The organism is Spirosoma horti (assembly GCF_054776595.1).
The window spans coordinates 147,518-169,309 of sequence record NZ_BAAHBQ010000006.1 but is presented as its reverse complement, the minus strand read 5'-3'; the positions used below and the strand labels follow the sequence as shown (position 1 = coordinate 169,309).

Annotated in this window: 17 protein-coding genes; 8 read left to right on the top strand and 9 right to left on the bottom strand. The window is 50.8% G+C overall.

Features of this window, described 5'->3' with window-relative positions:
• Positions 1-51: 51 nt before the first annotated feature.
• The 3 genes from ACYVAM_RS19170 (at position 52) to ACYVAM_RS19160 (ending at position 3,909) form a co-directional block, all read left to right on the top strand.
• Positions 52-183, top strand: a complete 132-nt coding sequence (locus ACYVAM_RS19170; protein WP_461069940.1) for a hypothetical protein — start codon at positions 52-54, stop codon at positions 181-183.
• 103 nt (positions 184-286) lie between these two features.
• The gene (locus ACYVAM_RS19165) at positions 287-652 is read left to right on the top strand and encodes a hypothetical protein (RefSeq protein ID WP_461069938.1); all 366 of its coding nucleotides are present in this window, start codon (positions 287-289) and stop codon (positions 650-652) included.
• 209 nt (positions 653-861) lie between these two features.
• Positions 862-3,909 carry a lantibiotic dehydratase gene (locus tag ACYVAM_RS19160; protein ID WP_461069936.1) on the top strand — a complete coding sequence of 1,016 codons (3,048 nt, stop codon included), beginning with the start codon at positions 862-864 and terminating at the stop codon, positions 3,907-3,909.
• Between the two features lie 156 nt (positions 3,910-4,065).
• Here the strand turns inward: ACYVAM_RS19160 and ACYVAM_RS19155 are convergent, their stop codons facing one another.
• Together ACYVAM_RS19155 and ACYVAM_RS19150 are read right to left on the bottom strand one after the other, a co-directional pair.
• Positions 4,066-7,020: a glycosyltransferase family 117 protein gene (locus ACYVAM_RS19155; protein ID WP_461069934.1), complete on the bottom strand. Its 2,955-nt coding sequence runs from the start codon at positions 7,018-7,020 to the stop codon at positions 4,066-4,068.
• A gap of 208 nt (positions 7,021-7,228) precedes the next feature.
• Positions 7,229-8,107: a bifunctional 5,10-methylenetetrahydrofolate dehydrogenase/5,10-methenyltetrahydrofolate cyclohydrolase gene (locus ACYVAM_RS19150; protein ID WP_461069932.1), complete on the bottom strand. Its 879-nt coding sequence runs from the start codon at positions 8,105-8,107 to the stop codon at positions 7,229-7,231.
• A 366-nt stretch (positions 8,108-8,473) separates the two neighbouring features.
• On the opposite strand from ACYVAM_RS19150, the gene ACYVAM_RS19145 reads away from it, so the two are divergent.
• From ACYVAM_RS19145 to ACYVAM_RS19135, 3 genes are all read left to right on the top strand, one after another.
• Positions 8,474-9,127 (top strand): hypothetical protein, encoded by a 654-nt coding sequence (locus tag ACYVAM_RS19145; RefSeq protein ID WP_461069930.1) that lies wholly within the window; start codon positions 8,474-8,476, stop codon positions 9,125-9,127.
• Positions 9,128-9,230: 103 nt separating this feature from the next.
• Positions 9,231-9,842, top strand: a complete 612-nt coding sequence (locus ACYVAM_RS19140; protein ID WP_461069928.1) for a DUF6624 domain-containing protein — start codon at positions 9,231-9,233, stop codon at positions 9,840-9,842.
• Between the two features lie 35 nt (positions 9,843-9,877).
• Complete coding sequence (locus ACYVAM_RS19135; RefSeq protein WP_461069926.1) at positions 9,878-10,318, top strand: VOC family protein; 441 nt, start codon at positions 9,878-9,880, stop codon at positions 10,316-10,318.
• A gap of 11 nt (positions 10,319-10,329) precedes the next feature.
• On the opposite strand, the gene ACYVAM_RS19130 is transcribed toward ACYVAM_RS19135, so the two are convergent.
• Both ACYVAM_RS19130 and ACYVAM_RS19125 read right to left on the bottom strand, forming a co-directional pair.
• Complete coding sequence (locus ACYVAM_RS19130; protein WP_461069924.1) at positions 10,330-10,830, bottom strand: DUF4385 domain-containing protein; 501 nt, start codon at positions 10,828-10,830, stop codon at positions 10,330-10,332.
• An 85-nt stretch (positions 10,831-10,915) separates the two neighbouring features.
• Entirely contained in the window at positions 10,916-11,554 is a 639-nt protein-coding gene (locus ACYVAM_RS19125) for a pyridoxamine 5'-phosphate oxidase family protein (protein WP_461069922.1), read from the bottom strand.
• A gap of 199 nt (positions 11,555-11,753) precedes the next feature.
• On the opposite strand from ACYVAM_RS19125, the gene ACYVAM_RS19120 reads away from it, so the two are divergent.
• The gene (locus ACYVAM_RS19120; protein ID WP_461069920.1) at positions 11,754-12,497 is read left to right on the top strand and encodes an SOS response-associated peptidase; all 744 of its coding nucleotides are present in this window, start codon (positions 11,754-11,756) and stop codon (positions 12,495-12,497) included.
• 157 nt (positions 12,498-12,654) lie between these two features.
• A complete protein-coding gene (locus ACYVAM_RS19115; RefSeq protein ID WP_461069918.1) occupies positions 12,655-15,306 on the top strand; it encodes a TonB-dependent receptor in 2,652 nt (883 codons plus the stop codon).
• Between the two features lie 151 nt (positions 15,307-15,457).
• Here ACYVAM_RS19115 and ACYVAM_RS19110 read toward each other — a convergent pair whose 3' ends face one another.
• From ACYVAM_RS19110 to ACYVAM_RS19090, 5 genes are all read right to left on the bottom strand, one after another.
• Positions 15,458-15,793, bottom strand: coding sequence for a hypothetical protein (locus ACYVAM_RS19110; RefSeq protein ID WP_461069916.1), 336 nt, complete (start codon positions 15,791-15,793; stop codon positions 15,458-15,460).
• A gap of 189 nt (positions 15,794-15,982) precedes the next feature.
• Positions 15,983-17,110 (bottom strand): LLM class flavin-dependent oxidoreductase, encoded by a 1,128-nt coding sequence (locus tag ACYVAM_RS19105; RefSeq protein ID WP_461069914.1) that lies wholly within the window; start codon positions 17,108-17,110, stop codon positions 15,983-15,985.
• A 30-nt stretch (positions 17,111-17,140) separates the two neighbouring features.
• Positions 17,141-18,442, bottom strand: coding sequence for an APC family permease (locus tag ACYVAM_RS19100; protein ID WP_461069912.1), 1,302 nt, complete (start codon positions 18,440-18,442; stop codon positions 17,141-17,143).
• 4 nt (positions 18,443-18,446) lie between these two features.
• Entirely contained in the window at positions 18,447-20,147 is a 1,701-nt protein-coding gene (locus ACYVAM_RS19095) for a M28 family metallopeptidase (RefSeq protein WP_461069910.1), read from the bottom strand.
• A gap of 160 nt (positions 20,148-20,307) precedes the next feature.
• Entirely contained in the window at positions 20,308-21,750 is a 1,443-nt protein-coding gene (locus ACYVAM_RS19090; protein ID WP_461069908.1) for an amino acid permease, read from the bottom strand.
• Between the last annotated feature and the right edge of the window lie 42 nt (positions 21,751-21,792).

Here is a 21,792-nt window from a genome sequence, read left to right as displayed (position 1 = left end):
GCTGAACGAAATGAACATCTTAATTCATCCCAACCCTAACTCTTTTCTCCCATGCAAGTGCAACAAGTTCTACCAAACCGCCCCTCCATCAAAGTACAACGCGTTGTCAATTTAAACGCCGTAGGCGTTCGGACAAGCTCCACCAAATCGGGCCTTCCCTGTTGGCTTACCATTACTGATTAGCAGGAAACGGGCAAGTCTGTTCCCTACGCTTTGTCCCAGAATAGTACGCATTCTATCCATACCTTAAGTAAAATTCAACACGTAGCCACATCACCACATCGTTATGCGCTGTTTACTAATAAATTACGATGGTGGTAGCCAGGCGCTATTGAGTCAATACATCCTCCGGGCTGGTTGCCAGAAATTAACCCTGGCAACCAGCCCGGAAGGGTATACGACTGACGTGACCTGGTGGTTAAACTGCGATTTTATCTTTCTTCACCTGACGTATCCAGATGAAATGGTTCATGACGAACTAGCTTCTCAGCTAATGAATCATCCGGGTGTTGTTATTACCTCGCCGTTTCCCAAGCATCAGTTTCCAAATCTGTTCATGCAGCCTTTTGATTTTCTTACCGAACCGTTTACGTTTAAAAAATTTAACGACTGCCTAGAGGCCTATCAGCAAGAAGCGCGCCGAAGAATATAAGTAGCTACATCGTTTATTATAAGTTTACTAATTGGCAATTTTTTGTATTAAGTTTAGGTAAAATGTTACTCAATTTCGCATCCATCCCGGAATAAATGGATATATTGGAAGGTGTTTTTACTCGCCCTCCAATGGTTCAACGTTTCCATTTTTTCGTTTTAAGAAGAACACTCTTCTCGCTTGATTCCCTTCAATCCATTTACGAGCCTTTGCAAAATCGGGAAAATACGCTCCCCCATACCATTAGGCAGTGGTTTACCAATCCGATCCAACGACAGGCGCTGGCAACGGCCTCGCCCCGGCTGTTTGATCGCGCAGAACGGTGGCTGGCGGGGGAGACGCTCTCCGACGAAGCCAAGCTAATCAACACGCTCCACAAGTACCTGATCCGAATGACTACCCGAAGTACTCCTTACGGCCTTTTTGCCGGGTATGCATTGGGCTCCGTCGAAAAAAAAACAGCATTCGTTGCCGCATCGGTTGACCGCATAGCTCCTCATGTCAGGCTGGATATTGAATACATTCAGGCAATTAAAGACTGGTTGCTGGCCCAACCCGATATTCGCGCCCAGTTGACGTTACAGCTCAACACGACGCTGTATCTGGCCGGGAACTACTTCCGGTTTATTGAACAGCAGCATGAACCCGCCGGGCGAACCTATTTTATCAGTGCCGTTGGTCGCGACAACCTCCTGTCTGATCTCTTCGCCTTTGCTCAGGCTGGTGTTACACAGGCCCAACTGATCGGTTTTTTAAACGAGCAGCATCAGGTTGATCAGGACGATGCGATTGACTACGTTAATGAGCTGATCAACTGTCAGCTATTGGTCTTCGAACTTGAGCCAACTCTTACCGGCGACGCCCATCTGGCCGTTTTTGCCAAGCGTCTATCCACACTTGCTGCTTCCCCTGCCGTAATCAACGCCCGTCAGGTACTGACCAGAATCCATGAACTGCTTACCCACCGACCGCTGGCGTTGAATGCCCTGCCACCGTACCTTGCCGAACAGGGAATTGCGTTACCCCATTCGGATTTTATTCAGATTGATACAGCCCTGCCCGCTGATACCTGCCAGTTGAGCGAGCGTTGGCTCGACCATTTCCAACAACAACTGAACGCTCTGTTGGTCCTGAACCGACCGTATAAGAACAATGCGCTTGACGAATTCAGACACCGGTTCTATTTACGCTACGAAGCGGAAGAGGTGCCACTGGCGTTTGCCCTCGACCATGAAATGGGAGTCGGATACGGTGACACATCCACATTAGGCGTAGGTAATGCGCCCATGCTTGATACGTTGAGCTTATCGGGAATAGCAAAAGATCAGGATGCTGCCCTGACCAACTGGCAGTTGTTTGTGCTGGATCGGTATACCGAGGCATTGCGATATGGGCGGTCTGAGATTGTTTTAACGGACGACGATTTGGGTAAAGTAGGTAATCCGCAGGAGGCAATGCGCACGTTACCAAGCAGCTTTTATGCCTTCGGTACGCTGCTTTCCGCTTCGGCTGACAACATTGACCGCGATGAGTACCTCTTCTCGCTAACGTCCTGCCTGGGGCCATCGGCGGTTAACTTGCTCAGCCGTTTTGGGGAAGCGGACCCTGCCCTGGCCGAACAGTTAAAAAAGTGCGCCAAGCTGGAGGAAGCCAGCCACCCTGATATAATTTTGGCCGAAATTGTGCATTTGCCTGAAGCCAGAGCAGGAAATATCTGCCATCGGCCTACGCTCTATCAGTACGAAATACCTTACCTGGGCCGTGCATCAGTAGCACCAGAGTATCAGATTCCCTTATCAGACCTTTACCTGTCCGTTCGGAATGATCGACTCGTCCTGCGATCTAAACGCCTGAACAAACGAGTAATTCCCCGGCTGTCAAATGCGCATAATTTTAAAGGCGGTTTGCCCGTCTACCAGTTTTTAAGTACACTCCAGTATCAGGATGCATACTTAGATATACGCTGGAATTGGGGTCTGCTGACTCAACAGGCATATCTGCCCCGCGTTCGATACCGACACATTATTCTGAGCCGGGCCAATTGGCAGTTGACCGCCGATCAGTTTAAACCCGCAGGTTTGGCCGAGGCACGGCAGCAACTTCAGGACATGGGATTACCGGCACAATTTGTCATTGCGCAAGGTGACAATGAGCTGAAAATCGACGTGGCTATGGATGTTTCACTGACTTTGTTTTTACAGGAGTTAGGCCGGGCAAAGTCAATCCGGGCTATTGAATGCCTGGCCAAACCCGAGCAGTGTCCGGTTCGCGATCACCAGGGGCAGGCCTATGTCCACGAGTTAGTGCTCCCTTTCCATAATCCGTCGGCCCCGGCCTATGCACCCATCAACTCCGCCACGATCGACATGCCACAACGCCGTTTTTCGGTTGGTAGTGAATGGTTATACCTAAAGATTTATGCGGGAGAAAAGGCGTCTGATGCCCTGCTTGTTAACCAGTTGTACCCCGCCATTCAGGAGTTGCTTCAGCAGCAGACTATTCAGCAGTTTTACTTTGTCCGCTACAAAGATCAGGACCCCCACCTACGGCTCCGATTTCGGGGAAATCCATATATCGAGTTTTACCACTACGTCATCCGGCGTATCGAGCAGGTACTGCATCCGTATGTGCAGAGCGGGTTGGTTCATCGAATCCAGACCGACACGTATCAGCGTGAACTGGAACGATACGGAATGGACAAAATAACCGTTTATGAACAGTTTTTTCACCACGATAGCCTCAGCACCCTTCAGTTTATGCAACAGACTGGCGATGCTTTCGATGAAAACTTAAGGTTTGCCTTTGCAGCCCACAAAGTAGACAAACTACTTGTTGGTCTGTCCTCAACCATCGATGAGCGGTGCACGATATTGACTAACATGAAAGAGCAGTTTTTTACGGAATTTGGTGGTAGCCCGGCGCTCCGGCAGCAGTTAAATGACCATTACCGAACGTATAAACCCTTACTGGAGCAGGCCTTGAATCGCCCATTTGTGCTGACAGGTGGTTTTGAAAACTGGGTTGATGATCAGCAATCATCCCTGTCGGAATTAGCAGCAGCTCTCCAGTTCGACCGCACGTCTCTTAACAACAGTAGGAGCATGATGCACATGATTGTCAACCGGTTATTTCCGTCAAAGCAACGGGCGTATGAACTGGTTCTCTATCATTGTCTGGCTAAGGTTTATGATTCGCAACGCGCCAGACAGCGTCAGGAAATGGTTACCAGAAACACCAGCACAACTGACACGCCCTAACTCACGCTTTTTATTACGGGGCCTACCAAACAGGAAAGCGGTGCCAGTCTGCACTGACACCGCTTTATTGCCTGCGGGCCTCCTTGGCCGCCCTGCTACCTATTTACCAAAGCAGGAGCCAAACGTCAAGATGACTCCTGTTTATATCCGGTATTATCAACCGAAGGCGTTGATGTGCTTCTGAAAGATCGCTTCGTATTTATTGGCAGCTGCCGTTTGCTTGGCTTCCTTACAGGCTTCCACAATCGTTTGGAGAATGTAAAGATCCGAATCGGGATTACCGAAGCGCCCGTTGCCACTCTTGTCATATGTCAGCGCCTGATCGGCACGCTTGGCCATGATGTCGGCAATTTCAAGGGCTTTCTTATTATCGCCTACCTCAAACAGGAACCGCACGTAGTTTGACGAAATCTGGTCGTACGGGATCGACTTGTCGGGAATAACCTTCAGCGAATAATTGAGTACCTCAAGTGCCTTGTCTTTGCGGCCTTCCCGAATGAACTGATCGGCCAGCCGGAAGAACGCAATGCGCGCCGAAATGACGGGCGGCCCCTTATAGGTCTCATCATAGTACACGTCCGGATTGTCGAACTCCCGCCAGAACGTCTTCTTGGTCATGTTGGTATACATGATGTCGGAGTTGACATACCCATCCGTTGCGCCCGGTACAGCTACCGGCATCAGCCGATATGCGTAGCCTTCCAGCTGCATGTAATTCTTCAAACTCAGGTAATTATCGCTCGCCAGGGTGCTCGAAAAATAGATTGGCCGCTTCCAGTTATTGGTCGCAATCATGTCGAGCATGATGAGGTCAGGCTTATACAGATCTTTCTTGCCAATGGTCCATTGCAGAGTGTCCTTCATGAGCGGACGAAGCGCAGCCGGTACAAACTTCGCATTGTCCACTGCGGCTTTGTCGATAGGCAGGAACAGCACCGACGAAGGCAGGATGCTCGTCATGTCGCCATTCGTGAGCGGTACCTGAACTGCCGGACTGCTGGTTTTAATCAGGCTGATGTATTGCTTGAGATCGATGCCGTTTTTCACGCCGGGCACTTCATAGAACGGCACAATGTCGTTTTTGCCTTTGTTGAAATTGTCGAATTCGAGCGAAATGGGCAGGGCGTCCGACTCATACGTTTTGCGCTTCATCTGCTGAATGTACCACTCGGTACCCAGCAAGCTGAGGTTACACACCCGAACATCACGCCGGAATCCTTCCACTTCCTGTACATACCAAAGCGGGAAGGTATCATTATCGCCACCCGTAAAGAGGATCGCGTTTGGTGCACAGGAGTTCAGCAGATTCTTGGCAAAATCAACCGATTGGTAACGCTTGTCGCGGTTGTGATTATCCCAACTTTTCGCGCCCATCATCACGGGTACCAGCAAACAAAGACCAGCTACCAGGCCATTACGGGCTATGTCTGATTTCAGTGTATTTCGCAAGCCCTCGGCAATGGACATGACGCCAAGTCCCAGCCAGATGGCAAAGAAATAGAACGAACCCACATAGATATAATCCCGCTCGCGGGGTTCGGATGGGGGCGAGTTCAGGAAGACTTGCAGCGCAATACCGGTGAACAGAAAGAGCAGGCCAACGATCAGAAAATCGCGCCGACGGCGGAAATACTGGAACGTAATACCGAACAGGCCCAGAATAAACGGCAACATATAGAAATTGTCGCGCGCTTTGTTATGAATCAGCATATCCGGCGCATTCTGATCCGTTGACCAGGGCAGGAGGTACCCAGCGCCTTCTTCGTCGCTCTCCCGACCGGCGAAGTTCCACATCAGGTAACGCCACCACATATGCCCCAACTGGTAGCTGAACAAAAACTTCAGGTTGTCGCCCATTGTTGGTTTTTGGCCTTCGGCCAGGCCCAGCATCTGACGATACAAGGCGGGGTGATTTTGCTGGCTGCTATACACCCGCGGAAACAGCATCTCATCGCCGGGTGCGTAAACGTACTCGGGCTGGTGGTCGAAGATCACATACTTGTTTCCTTCTTTTTTCCACATAGCGGCACCCGGCTTCTGGTCGATGGGGCGAGCCGTGAAAACGGGACCGTATAATAAGGAGCGACTACCATACTGCTCCCGACGCAGGTACGACAGGAAGTTCAGTTCGTCGCTCGGGTCATTTTCGTTGATGGGCGGATTGAAGTCAGCCCGCACCAGCACCTGCATGTACGAGGCATAGCCAATCAGAACAAACGCCAGCGCCAGCAGAGCCGTGTTCAGCACAACCCGTTTCCGGCGCTCCGACCAGATGATGCCGTACACAATGGCACCAATAAACACCACCGTGAAGAAAATGGCCCCCGACGTAAAGGGTAAGCCAAGGATGTTGACAAAGAACCGCTCGACGGCGAAGGCCATGCCTGGCAGACCTGGAATGATACCCGCGTTGATGATCCCCAGAATAACCAGGCCAATACCGAAAGCCGTTGCACCACCCCAGAAGGTTGGTTTGGGGTATTTCTTGAAGTAATAAATCAGGGCCAATGCCGGTAATGTGACCAGATTCAATAAGTGGACGCCGATGGATAAACCGGTCAGGTAGGCAATGAAGATAAGCCAGCGGTTGGCCGCAGCTTCGTCTTCGATGCGCTCCCATCTGAAAGCAGCCCAGACGACGATGGCGGTAAAAAACGACGACATCCCGTACACCTCCGCTTCGACCGCCGAGAACCAGAACGTATCGGAAAAGGTATACGCCAAAGCACCCACGGCACCCGTACCGATAACCAGCAGGGTGTCGGCCGTTGTGTACTCACTCTCCGGCTTGTTCAGCAGCTTCTGGGCCAGCATGGTAATGGTCCAGAATAGAAAAAGGATGGTAAAGGCACTGGCCAGTACAGAAGCCATATTGACCCAGTAGGCCACGCTGGTCAGGTTCCCGAACGAAAACATCGAAAAAATCCGGCCCAACAGCAGGAAGAATGGAGCACCGGGCGGGTGGGGAACCTGGAGCTTGAAGGAACACGCAATGAACTCGCCACAGTCCCAGAAACTGGCCGTTCGTTCGACGGTCATCGCGAAGGTAATCAGCGCGACGGCGAAAGCGAACCAGCCTGTCAGGGTGTTCAGGCGTTTGAATGACTGCATACAAATGAAGATTAAACGGACTGCTTTTGTGTAAGTAGTGGCCAATCCAGGCCGGGCCACATTCAGGCCGAGCCAAAATTACGCAAAAAGAAGCCCGTCCGTGGCAGGATGGGCTGTTAAAGTTTGTTAAGGGTGCCGACGACGGACGAATTCAGGCTGTAAATTCGTAAATAGCGCCTTTGGTAATCTGGAGAGATTTATTGTCGATCTAATAAATCTCACCTCTAGCGGCTTTCAACGTATTCTGCATCAGCGAGCAAATCGTCATCAGACCCACGCCACCGGGAACGGGTGTAATGAAGCTCGTTTTAGGAGCGACTTCATCGAATTTCACGTCGCCCTTTAGGGAGAATCCGCTTTTCTTGCTGGTGTCGGGCACACGTTCCAGACCGACGTCGATAACAACGGCACCTTCTTTTACCATGTCGGCCGTAACGAACTCCGGTTTACCGAGCGCGGCCACCAGAATATCGGCAGAGCGGCATATCTCGGCCAGGTTCTGGGTCCGGCTGTGGGTGATCGTCACGGTACAGTTGCCGGGATAGGTATTCCGCTGCATCAGAATCGACATGGGCAACCCAACGATCTGGCTTCGGCCCACCACGACACAATGCTTGCCGGCCGTTTTAATATCATAGCGCTTGATCATTTCCAGAACGCCCTGTGGCGTGGCCGAAATATAAGCCGGTAACCCTTTGGCCATGCGACCAATGTTGATGGGGTGAAAACCGTCCACGTCTTTCGCCGGATCGATGGTTTCCATTACCCGGTCGGGGTTGATGTGATCGGGGAGGGGAAGCTGCACGATGAGCCCATCCATGTCCGGGTTGTTATTCACCTCTCGAACCTTATCGAGCAGTTCGGCTTCGGTTACGGATGGGTCGAACCGGATGAGTGTCGAGTGCATACCGACCTCTTCGCAGTTCTTCATTTTAGACGCTACGTAGGTTTCGGACGCCCCTTTGTTGCCGACCAGAATGGCCACAAGGTGCGGAATCTTGCCGCCCTGCTGCCTGATCTGTGCGACCTCTGCCGCGATTTCCAGTTTGATTTGTGCCGAAAGAAATTTACCGTCAAGGAGTTGCATATAATTAGGTATCGCTGATATACAGTGAATTAGAATTGATTCGAGTGCCGTGAGTGCCCGCCAGGGAACGCTCCAAGGCCACTTATTCATCAATACGATTTGTAATCCGTTGCGAAAGTACCATCTTGAGTTAGATATTGAATAGTTTTCCGCCTGTATTTAGCACAGCTCGCCTGATTGCCGTTAAAAACGGGGTATGGTAAATAGATTTCTGGTGCTTCACAGGGAAGCTGAAGATTCATTGCCTTTGTGGAAAATCACATATAGGCTTTAGTTTCCCTATTGCGGCTGATAAACTAACCGCCTGATTGGGCGAACTTATTGTTTGAAAGCAGATATGTATGACAAAATACAGTTAGAATAGAAATGAACCTGATAAATAATAAACCTTTATTTACACATTCAAAACATACTCCCTGTCAAGAGGTCTTTCAGGCGGTTTGCGACGAGCTGGGAAAATATTATGAGAATAGAGGTTTCAAATACTCGCGGTCAAGATCTAAAATCACTTATAGCGACGACACGCTGAAGCTTGAAATTAGTTTTTGGTCAAGTCGTAGTAACAAACCCGGTGAATGGGTTCTGCTGGAAATCTTGCCAGCTTTCTATTCAAAACAACTTGCCAAAATCACTAAGACTAAAGGCTTTCTATTTGGCCATTCGGGACTCTTTTATCATAAATACAGTGCTGATCCAAGGCGAATTAAGGTCAAGCATATATTCGGAGATGAAGAAGAAAGGATTGACCAATACAGCACGGAATCGCTAGTCATAGATAGTCATACCTGTAACGTGTATGAATTGAATCAGTACAAGTTTCAAAAGCTGACTGAGTTCATCGACAAAAAAATCATTATTTGGCTCAATAAGCTAAAAACAGAACAAGGCATTAAAGAATTACTCACTCATTCAAGCCAACGTAGAATTGGAGCATTAAATGGAAAGTATGGAAACTCTGACTTCATGGATTATGTCAAATTAAACTTTCCGAATGTTGAAGTTGAAAAGATGCTAAGTTGATAGGGCCGATTTGGCTTTACGTGGGTAGGTTTTTGGTAGTAACCTACATATCTAAGCAAATGAAGCGGACTTCTCAATCTCTTATCTATTCAATAGGAGTTAAATGAAATTTCCGGCTATTGCACACGAGTTGATCGAACGACGCAAACACGACCTTGACGTTAGGCAACGACTTATTGCAGAAGGAAAGCTGTTTCGGGGCTATAACCCGGAAATGGAAGAGGTGCATCTGGATAATGCCCGACGACTTCAGGCGATAATTGGTCAGATTGGCTGGCCAGCTCAGGAACAAGTTGGCCAGGAGGCCAGTCAGGCGGCCTGGTTAATTGTCCAGCATGCCATTAGCTTACCTTCATTCATGAAACGTGCGCTTGCGTTGATGGAGGAGCAGCAAAAGACGAGAACTATCGATCCGGTCAATCTGGCTTTTCTGTCAGACCGAATTGCTATGTTTGAGAATCGCCCCCAATCGTATGGTACTCAGTTTGTCAGCGACGAACAAGGCCGGCTGGTGCCGTATCAACTTGATGGTTCTGTGGACGAGGTGGATCAACGTCGTCAGCAGGTAGGGCTAAATACCCTTGACGAGCGATTGGCCGAATTGACCGCCCAGATGAACGTTGAGCAGGGAAAACAACCAACGGCAGCCGAAAGGCAACTGGAGCAGATAGCGTATGATGCCTGGCGCAAAAAAGTTGGGTGGATTGTTACGTAACAGAATCTGATTTTTATCATTAAATACGAAGCAAAATGTCACAGGTAATCGTCAAACTTAATCCGCATCTTTTCTTCGGCGGCAACTGTCGGGAAGCGATGGAGTTTTACAAACATGTTTTTGGAGGAAATTTAGTTCTGACTCCTTATTCGGAAGGGCCTCCTGAAGCCCATAAAGACCCTAAAGCTAACAGTGAAGAAATGAGGTCGAAGATTATGTATGCCAAACTAGATGGCGATATTGTCCTTTTGGCAAGTGACAATCCTCACAACACCGAAACTAAAAATACAGGGCAATTCGGTTTGTCATTGGAAGGTTCTGAGGAGACTGTATTAACGGGCTACTTTGAAAAACTTTCAGAAAATGGCCAGATTACAGCTCCGCTCATAAAGCAATTTTGGGGCGATACGTTTGGGATGGTAACTGACCAATTTGGCATAAGCTGGATGGTTACCATTACGGCTGAAGTGGCGTAAAAGGTAGAAAATTAACCATACTTCTCCTGCCATTCCTTTTTCAGTTTCTTGTAGTCAGCATCTTCACGGGCTTCCAGATATTTCCCGTAGAAAATACGTGCCGATTCTGCTTTAACGGGGTCTTCATCGCGGGGGAGCTGCTCGCGGCTGTGCGCACCCGATTGACCTTTCTTATCGTCGGGCACGGCTCCGTCGTACTTCTGGCCGGTTTTATGGTTGGCATACCGACGGGATCGGGTGTATCCCATCTGTAAAAACTTCCGGGCCATGTCCATGCCAATGAAGTCGCCATTCTGTTTGTAGTCGAGAAATAACTGGTAAATCTTCTCGGACGACTCACGGGCAATGTCGGGTGTTTTGAATCGCCAGTAGGGCAGGATTTCATCTTTATACGGTCTGACCAGTAGAACGCCCATTTCACCTTTCCCGACGCGGTAAAGTTCGGGATGTTCCCGGAGGTTCAGCGTGCGGTAGTCGAGATCGTAGTTGAAAGCGCGGTTGTTGGTTGCCATTGAGCGGAAGAATAACGAATAAGGTCTTATCCGATATAACAACTAAGTAGGACGAATGGCTATCTAGTGACTGACCCTATAGCACCTACGGAGCCAGCCAGGTCATTTTTGCTTCGGGTTCGTATTGAAACAGGGCTCTTACTTGTCCACTCCGACTTAGTTGCAGATAGTCCATCGACAGCACCCGGCATTCAATGACCGCAAAATTAGATCGTCCCGCTTCGCTTTCTTCAATCGACGGCAAGTCAGCGCCTAAATGAGCGGAAAAACCGGGGTAAGGAGCGGATTGTTCGCTACCGGGCCTAAGCTCCGACAGGTAGTTTTTCCGGGTGCCAGCGCCTATAGTTTGCCAATGCTCATCGGCCACATAATCATCCGAGTGGAGATGCGTTTCAACCGTCAGGCGCAGTTGCACCTGCGATTTTTCGTCCCAGAACACCAACGTACAATCGGGGAATGCTTCGAATTGCATCACCTTGGCGGCTCGTACGTCGGTATGAAACCAGACATACTTTCGGTCCGCATCCACTTTTCGGAGTACCACCGTTCGGGCATCGGCGCCAGTGGGGGTGCGGGAAGCAACGACCATGGTTTTGAAGCCGGAAGCCGTTGTCTCGTTCGGCTCATTGTCGAATACAGTTACTAGTTGATGCCAGCTACTTTGTTCAAGGGTAGGCAAGGTAAGCGAAAGACCAGGGTAAACGGAGGTTTCAGGGGAAGGCATTCGTCAGGAAATAGATAAACAATAGGGTTCGTAAGGCTGATAAACGAGCCGTAGAGGGCAATTGTTCGGGTTGGAGGAAGCCGCTAAGTTGGCTTGACCATTTTTTTTGCCCAATCCTTGAAATTGAATAACCGATAAGGGTGTTTACTGGTTTACCCAGTATATCAATAGACTGTCTAGCGACGCGTTCATCTCGCTCATGTGTTTTCATAAGTCACTCAATGTCAATGCCTCAGAATTAGAGGACCGTTATCAGGCTGCGTTGCCACCTTCGGCTGATTTCCAGCCGATATACCATGCGAATGCCTATAATTTACCGGCCTGGCCCATTGTAACCAGGCAGGAGCCGGGCAAGCTACAATTTATCCAATGGGGTCTTATTCCAAGCTGGACCCGAAGTCAGGAGGCCGCCGACGATATTCGGACTAAAACGATCAATGCCCGCTCCGAAACGATTTACGAAAAGCCATCTTTCCGGCCAGCGGCCCAGGCGGCTCGGCGCTGTCTGATTCCGGTAACGGGCTTTTTCGAATGGTACACGCAGGGAAGCAAAAAATTCCCGTTTTACATCAGTGCCGCCGATCAGAAAATTGCGTCCATTGCTGGTTTGTGGGATGAATGGCTGGATCCCGAAACGGGTGAGCTGATGCCAACTTACACGTTGCTGACAACTGAAGCGAACCCGCTGCTGGCGGCTATTCATAACACAAAAAAACGAATGCCCTGTGTGTTGACGCCCGATGCCGAACAAGCCTGGTTACACGACGATCTGAACGAAAAAGAAGCGCTGGCCTTGCTGGCTCACCCGTATCCCGCGAGCAAAATGCATAGTTACAGCATCGGCAAACGCATCACGTCCCGAACGGAGCCGAGTGATGTTCCCGACGTCCTTACACCGGTCAATTATCCAGAATTGAGCAATACTACCCAACTGTTTAGCTAAGTAACCCGGCCCGCCTGTCCATGTTGCCATCCGCTTGTGTATAATAAGATTTTATCAGGAAATTTGTGCCGAGTTTTGGTCAACTAAGTTGTCTTTGTAGTCCTATTTAACGGGTCTCATGAGGCAAAATACCTTTATTATTGATTTTAACCTGAATATGAAAAAAATAGTACTTTCTGTATGTGTTGGTACTGCCCTGTTGACGGCCCCAAACATCGTTTGGGCACAGTTTCCAACGATACCGGGCGGCAGTCAGCAACCGGCGGCCGCAATCCCCGGTACGTCGAGCGATACATCGCCCCGTGGTAGCGCCAAACTTACCGGTATCGTGACGGATTCGACAACCGGGAAGCCGGTCGAGTTTGCCAGTATCGCCCTGATCAACGCCGAAACGAAGAAGCCAATTGATGGAACGGTGGCCGATGACAAGGGCAAGTTTACATTGACAAAATTGCCACAAGGCGACTTTCAACTCCTTATCTCATTTGTCGGGTACCGCAACAAAACTGTTTCGAGCGTTAAACTCGACCGCAAGGGGGACATTAACCTGGGAAGCATTAAGCTGGGTGCCGATGTGCGTACGCTGAAAGAGGTGGAAGTGGTTGGACAGGCCTCGCTGGTGGAAGAAAAAGTTGACCGGCTGGTCTATAACGCGGATAAAGACATTACGGCCAAGGGGGGCGACGCAACCGATGTCATGCGTAAAGTGCCGCTGTTATCGGTCGATCTGGACGGTAACGTTAGTCTGCGGGGCAGCAGTAACGTTCGGGTATTGATCAACAACAAACCGTCTACCATTGTCGCCAGCAGTGTTGCCGACGCGTTGAAGCAGATTCCGGCCGACATGATCAAAACCGTTGAGGTCATTACCAGCCCATCGGCAAAATACGACGCTGAAGGGTCGGCAGGGATCATTAACATCATCACCAAGAAAACGACGCTGCAGGGCTTTACGCTCAACATCGACTCGGGCGTAGGTAACCGGGGAAGCAATCTGGGCCTGAATGGGAACCTGCGGACGGGGAAAATGGGCTTTAGCCTGAGTGGTTTCGGGCGGGCTAATTACAACGTAGTTGGCAATTTTGCCAACACCCAGAAAACATTCGGGAGCACGGGTACGACCACAACCGATCAAACGGCGGATACCCGCAACCACGGGATTTTTGGGCAGTATACCCTTGGCTGGGATTATGACATCAGCAAGACCAGCTCGATTACGGCCAGCCTGCGCTACGGCGCGCGGAACAACTACCAGAATCAGGATAATTTCTTTACCCGTACGATCTCGCCAAGTTCGTATTTCCCCATCGTATCGGACCGGAATGTATTGACCAAAGATTTGTCCGCAACGGTCGATGCGAACATCGATTACACGCGCACGTTTGCCAAACCTCAACAGGAATTGAGTGTGTCGGCTCAGTTTAGCCGCAACAACCGGAACAACGATTTTACCGCCGATATTTTGAACACGACGGACTTCTCGACCGTTATGGCTCGTCAGCAGAATCTTAATAACAGCTTCAACCAGGAATCGACGATTCAGGGTGATTATCAGACGCCGATTGGTAAGAATCAACTGCTCGAATTTGGAGGCAAAGGTATTTTTCGGCAAGTTGAAAGTGCATTCAGCTATCGGCTTGGCAGCGGAGCCGGCGAACTTTTAACCGACCCGACTCGCCCCGGTAATACCCTGAATTATGACCAGAGCATCGGTGCCGGTTATGTATCATATACCCTGACGACCAAAAATAAGTATACCATCAAGGCGGGTACGCGCTATGAACACACGGTTATCAATGCCAACTACAGCCAGAATCAGCCGGGTGAGCAGGGGGGAGCCGCTGGTCAGGATCTGGGTATTCCAAGCTATAGCAATCTGGTGCCGAGTATCAACATTTCGAAGGCGTTGAAAGGAGGGAAAACCATCAAGCTGGCTTATAACCGTCGACTGCAACGGCCGGGTATTCAATTTTTAAACCCGAACGTGAACACCTCGAACCCAACGAACATTACAAAAGGAAACCCTTTGCTGTCGCCTGAGCTAACGGATAACCTTGAGTTAAGCACGAGTGCATACATCAAGAGTGTGTACCTGAACGTAGCGTTGTTTGCCCGGCAAACGAACAATTCGATTACCAGCGTTCGTGATACGATTACGACCGGTGCCGGGCAGGTGACCAATCCGACACTGGCGCAGGCTATTCAGACAACCTATCTGAACATTGGCCGCGAATCAGCTTACGGAACAAACGTGTTTGGTAACGCCACCTTTTTCTCGAAGTGGCAGATTGGGGGTGGCTTCGACCTGTATTATTCTTACCTGACCAACAACAATGCGGGTTCCGTGTACAACGCGACCAACTCAGGATGGGTTACCACAGGCCGTTTCTTTACCAATCTGACGCTCAAAAATGGTTGGGGCGTGCAGGGATTTGGCTTTATCCGGGGCAAACAAATCCAGTTGCAGGGCTATCAGGGCGGGTTTGCGTTCTACAGTATTGGTGTAAAGAAAGATTTGAAAGACAAACGGGGTAGCTTCGGTATTGCCGCTGAAAATTTCTTCAATCACCCCTTCACGGTTAACTCGGAATCGTCATCACCCATTTTCGCCCAGAGCAGTACAACGAATCTGTATAATGCGGGTGTACGGGTCAACTTTAGCTATAAACTGGGCAAGCTCAGCTTCGATGCGCCCCAACGGCAGAAAAAGTCGATCAATAACGACGACGTGAAAGGGGGCGAAGGCGGTGGAGATCAACCGCAGCAGCCAGCTCCTGCGAGTGGCGGTGGTGCTCGCCGGCCTCGTTGATAGCCAACTGAACCAGTGTTTATAAATCGGCGCTGCCAAATTAGACTATAGTCTGATTTGGCAGCGCCGATTTATCATTCAATACCTTCTAGGTTATTCGATTAAAGCGAAACAGAGTCGGTGCTGATACAGGTTGAGCAACTGTTGGGAGTCAATAAATCTCGGCAATCTCTTCACCACCTGTACTAACAGGGCGCTTGAAAATTCGAGCTTTAACCTGACGGCCTGATTTTCCAGCGGTCTGAATCATGGTTAAGTATTTCTGGCTGTTTTTCATTTTCATGTCCAGGTAAAACCAGCGTGCATACGGGTAAAGAGCTATTCGGGCAGTATCCTTATCGATCGTTCTTAATTCAGGCAAGACAGAGCCTAACTCATAAGTATCTCCTGCTTTGGGAAAAGTGCCTACCGTGTTTTCCTGTTCTTGGCAGGCGTTCGAGAACACCAACAGTACAAGAGCAACAAGCACTAATTCGGTATATTTCATATTTATACAGTTGGTTTTCTGAACTGACCCCGTTACTGCTTATAGCGTTGCAACCTGCTCTACAACCTACCGTCTATCTGTTGACTTTCCCGAAAATAAGCTCATGTAATCTGGTTAGCAATGCCTGGTGGCATATCAATGATAATACATCTTCGTTCCTCAAGGAAAACAGACTCTCAACCGTATTATCTATTTCGGTATGCGCCCCTGAACAACAGGCATCGACACATTGGGCAGGCGCGGTAGTACCAGCCGGGCAAAATACTCGGCTTCTTCCAAAAGCGGGTAACCCGAGAAAATAAAGGCCCGCATGCCCATATCCATATATCGGTTTATTTTTTCAACGATCTGATCGGCGCTGCCCACCAAAGCACCCCCCGCTCCCGAACGAGCTTTCCCGATATCGGTCCACAGTAAAGGTTCGACAAACCCGTCAGCGTCGGCCTCTTCGCGGAGTGCGTTTTGCCGCTTTACGCCCAGCGACCAGGAGCTTTGTGATGCATTTTTCAGGGCTGCCCCACGTACCGGATCAAACTTCGACATGATGTGTTTCGACCAGGCACGCGCTTCGGCTTCTGTTTCCCGCACGATTACGTGTATCCGCAACCCAAAGTCGATGGCGCGGCCAAACCGGGCGGCTCGTTTGGCTACGTCCTGCATGTTGGCATAGAGCCTTTCTTCATTCTCCGGCCACATCAGAAAGACATCGCAATAGCGGGCGCAGACGTCCCGGGCTCCGTCTGAGGTCCCGCCGAAATACAGCAATGGGCCGCCATTCTGCTGGTAAGGTCTGACAGGGGTTGTGTCTAAACTGATTTTCCCGTAAACGGGCCCATCGTGTTCAATCCGGTCCTGGGTCCAGGCTTGTTTCAAAATCTGGATCGTTTCAGCGCAGCGCTGGTATCGGAAATCGGCGTCTTCCCGGTAACCGGGTAAGTCAGAATTGATGATGTTGATCGTCAGTCGGCCCTGTACCATCTGATCGAGGGAGGCCAGCGTACGGGCGAGCATGGGCGGGTGCATTTCACCGCAACGAATAGCCGTCAGCAGGTTGATTTGTTGAAGATCGGGAGCAACCCCACCCGCAAACGGAATGACTTCCTGTCCGGGCATGTACGATGTCGGAAGAAGTAAATTGCTAAAACCCATTTGATCGGCCTTTAGGGCAATGTTGCGGCAATGAACAAAGGTGCTGCGGGCCGGGTCACGAAGACTCAGGAATTCAGTATCTTCTCCACAGAGATCGGAAAACCAGGCTAACTCGCATACGCGCTGGTGCGTTCGAATGGAAACCGGTTGAATAGGTTGCTGAAGCATGAAGTGAACAAACAGCTTTTTTAAATGTGACTAATTCTGTCGTTTCTGGCGACGGTTCATCAAACCAAAAATAAGTAAACCCGCGGCCATCGCCATCGCGACATCCCGTGCTTCCCGTCCCGAACTGTTGCTTAGAAGCCATACACAAAGGAGCACCGCCAGGCCAGCAATAAACCGGCCGCCTGCCACCCGGAATTGGGCGGGCGCTACATTGGCCCGCCGACGAAGTACAGGTAAAGCCGCACAGGTTAAAGCAAAATACGCGATCCGGATGAGTGTGCTAAGCGTAAGTGCATACAGGAACGTGCCGGTCACGGCGAGTATCAGTTGCAGGGACGCTGTGATTAATATGGCACGATGTGGCGTTCGAAAGCGAGGATGCGTCGAGGCTAACCAGTCAGGTAACTGACCTTGCTCCGCCATGGCAAACAGCAGACGCGGCCCTGTGAGCATAAGTGCATGCAGGGTGCCAAGCGCCGTTAGCAGCGCCACAATGGTAATAAACCAGCCTCCGGCCGGGCCAATAAACTGCCGGGCAGCATCGGCCAGAGGACGTTCAGAACTGGCTAGGTTGGGCAACGTGCCGATGCAGACAATCTGAACAGCCATAAACAAAATCGCCACTGTGCCAATGGCCACCAGCAGCGAAAGCGGAACTGTTCGCTGCGGTTGTTGAACTTCGCCCGAGGGTATCGTGGCTACATCAAACCCGGAAAAGGTGAAAATCAGCAACAAAACGGTTTGGGAGAAGGACGAATAGGTGGGAAACGGCGGCCACACGAAAGCATCTGGTTTAACAAAAAGTAAGCCCACACCGGCAAACAACGCAACTGCCAGTAGTTTAGTGATTGTGAACAGCGTATTGACCCGGGCTGACCGCTGTACGCCAACGTAATTCAGCGTGGCCAGGCTGGCAACAAGGGCTGCCAGTAGTCCGGTACGCTCCCAGCCCGTGGCAAGCTGGGGCCGGAAAAGGGCTGCGTAACTGACGAACAAATTACAGATCGAGGCAAAAGCTGCGATGCGGGATAACCAGAATAACCAGCCAACTTCAAAGCCTGCCAGTGGCCCGAAGGTCACGCGCGTGTATAAATAGGGGCCACCAGTGCCGCTGAAACGGCTGCTCACTTCGGCAAAACAAAGAATGATAAGCGTGACAATACCGGCACTCACTCCATAAGCCAGTAAGCTCCAGGTGCCTGCCAGGGCATAGAGTTTGGCCGGTAGCCCTAAAATGCCCGCGCCAATGGTTATGTTGATAATGAGCGCAATGAAATCGTACCGACCAATGCCCCGCAGCAAAACGGGCGATGAATGCGTTGTGTCTGCCAATGCCTTATTTGCGTTTGGTCACCGTTGACGAGCCAAACTTGGTACCAAAGAAGTCATTCGCATTCCAGACCGGACGCTCGGTGTTCTGAGCGGTGAGGTAGCCGATCAGAAACTGCAATTGCACGTGCCGGGCAGCCGCCGTCCAGTCGAACAATTGATTCATGTCATCCTTTGGTGTGTGGTACACCGTGGCCCGCCAGTCGAGGTTGAGTTTAGTTCCGTCGCGGTCGTCGCCGGTCGTTGACCCACTTTTAATGTAGATCGCGGGAATTCCCTGCCGAACAAAACTAAAATGGTCGGAGCGCATAAAGACAGCCTGTTCCGGAATCGGGTCTTTGGCAATGGCTACGCCCACAAACTGCGCGGCTGCATCGACGGCCCCTTTCATACTCGAATGCTCCGATCCATACGGAACGATGTCGAGCAAGGGATGAAAGAAAAAAGGCATGTCCAGACAGAGGTTGGCCACAATCTTGTCTTTGGGTACAGTCGGGTTACTGGCAAAGTAATCGGAGCCCAGCAGGCCCATTTCTTCGCCCGTAACGGCGACGAACAGAATGGAACGCCGGGGCGCTTTGGGGAGAGATGAAAACAGCCGGGCCGCTTCCAGATTGATGGCTACGCCCGATGCATTGTCGTGAGCCCCGTTATTGATCGAGTCGCCCGGCGTGGATGCGCCCGGCGTGGATGCGCCTTTCACAGGTCTGGTAATGCCCAGGTGATCCAGATGGGAGACATAGACGACGTATTCGTCCTTCAGCTTTAGGTCTGAACCGGGCAGTAAACCCACCAGATTTTCGCCCACCAGACCATCGCTTAGATCCGTTTGGGTATGGGCACGAACGGAAATAGTTAGTGGAAATGCCTGTGGCTGACTTTGATTGGCCGCTTTCCGGGCTTCCTCAAACGTCTTGCTGGCTCCCGTAAAGATAGATCGGGCAGTGGAGTCACCCAGGGACGCAACAACGCTTAGCTGTGGAAACGTACGCTGTGACTGTCCTTTGGTATCCGTCCACCGATAAATGGGCTGCCGATTTCGGGGTGAGTTCGACTCGATGCGGGCCCGTACGTCAGTGGGCAGGCTGAACGTGATCAGGCCCACGGCACCGCGCGAAGCCGCTAGTTCAGCTTTTGCCGATCCCGTGTAAGCCCGCTGATTTGACGGAAAGATGGCTGGAGCACCGTTGAAGCAAGCTACGATTTTACCGCGTACATCAATGTCTTTGTAGTCATCATACCCTAGTTCGGGCGCCGATACGCCAAAACCGACAAAAACGACCGGTGCTGACACATCACTGACGGCCTTCCCGAAATTAGGGGTAAGAATGAAGTTCTTGCCGTACGTTAACGGCTGCTCTTTACCATTCTGGACGAACGTCATTGAACTGGCATCCTCGCGCACCTGTGCCCGACGGAGAGGTACGGCCTGCCGGTAAGTCCCTTTCTGACCTGCCGGGAGAAATCCTAGCTGCTTAAATTGTTTTTCGACATACTGAGCGGCCAGTTCAAACCCTTTGGTGCCGGGTTTACGCCCTTCGAGTTTGTCGTCGGCAAGGTAGCGCATATGAGCCTCGATCGCTTCGGGACGAACACTCCGAGCAACTTTCTGGGCTTCGGCAGGTATAGCTGGTAAAGGCGCTGTCGACTGGGCCGATGCTGTACCGATAGCTAGCACAGCTATCGGTAAAAACATAAATCGATTCATTGTGTGCAAGATCAGAGTTCGTTGATGGCTGCGCCCGGCAACTGACGTTCAACGGCGAAATTAATCGAATCGGCCGTCTTTGGGTTATATAAACTTATTTCCTACATCTGTCACGTAGCTCATTGTGGCTGTCTGTACAGAAGAAAATGGGCTGGACAATCTAAACCGACGGGGTTTGTAGCTTGCTCCGTTTCTTGCCGTACGTAAAATAAATCACCAGGCCAATGGCTAGCCAGACCACCAGCCGAATCCAGGTGTCGACGGGTAGTGACAGCATCATGAGGGCACAGGTCAGAATGCCCAAAATGGGTACCACTGGCACCCAGGGAGTTCGGAAGGCGCGGGGGGCATCGGGCTGTCGTTTACGTAGAATCAATACCCCGAGGCAAACCATAATGAAGGCCAGTAACGTGCCGATACTCGTCATCTCACCTACGACCCGTATCGGCACAAGGCCAGCAAAAAGGCTGATGAAAACGCATAGCAGGATGTTTGATCGCCAGGGTGTTTGAAAGCGGGGATGAATATCGGAAAAGGCGCGAGGTAGTAATCCGTCGCGGCTCATCGAGAAAAATACCCTCGATTGCCCGAGCAGGTCCACTAAAATAACGGAGGTGTAGCCGATCAGAATGGCCAGGATGATGGCCTGGCTGAGCCATTCATAAGGGGTTTTCTCAATGGCTATAGCTACCGGAGCCGCGCTGTTTTTAAACTCGGTATAATTGGCCAGCCCCGTCATGACATAACCGAACAGAACGAACAGGACGGTACAGACAATCAGCGAACCCAGAATGCCAATGGGCATGTTGCGTTGCGGGTTCTTGGTTTCCTGGGCCATAGTAGCCACAATATCGAAGCCAATGAACACAAAGAAAACGACCCCGGCACCCCGTAAAACGCCACTAATACCAAACTCCCCGAATACACCCGTGTTGGGCGGAATATAGGGCGAATAGTTGGCCGGGTTGATGTATTGCCACCCCAACGCGATGAATACCAGGACTACCAGCACTTTCAGACTGACGACAATGGCGTTGAATACGGCGGAGCCCTGCGTACCCCGGATGATGATCACCGAAACAGCCACCACAACCAGAACGGCGGGCAGGTTAATGAACCCGCTTACCACAGAACCGTCGGGCATCGTCAACGTTTCGAACGGGGATTGCACCAACTGCGGAGGCAGGTGAATGTCGTATTTGCCCAGAAAGCGCGTCAGATACTGCGACCAGCTAATGGCAACGGTGGCGGCTCCTACGGAGTATTCGAGAACCAGATCCCAGCCGATGATCCAGGCAAATAACTCGCCCAGAGTAGCGTAGGCGTAGGTGTAGGCGCTCCCGGCCACGGGCACCATGGCCGCAAACTCCGCATAACATAATGCGCTGAATGCACAGCCAACGGCTGCGACAACGAACGAGAGGGTAACGGCCGGGCCAGCATGATTTGCGGCTGCAATACCCGTAAGTGAAAATAAGCCCGCGCCAATAATGACCCCAATACCCAGGGCTACCAGATTAAACGCACCAAGCGAACGCTTCAGGGTTGACTTTCCGCTTTCGTCGGCTTCCTGCCGTAGCAGATCAAGAGATTTTATACGCATTAGACATTGATGAAGAATACATGGCTCGTAGAGCACTCAGGT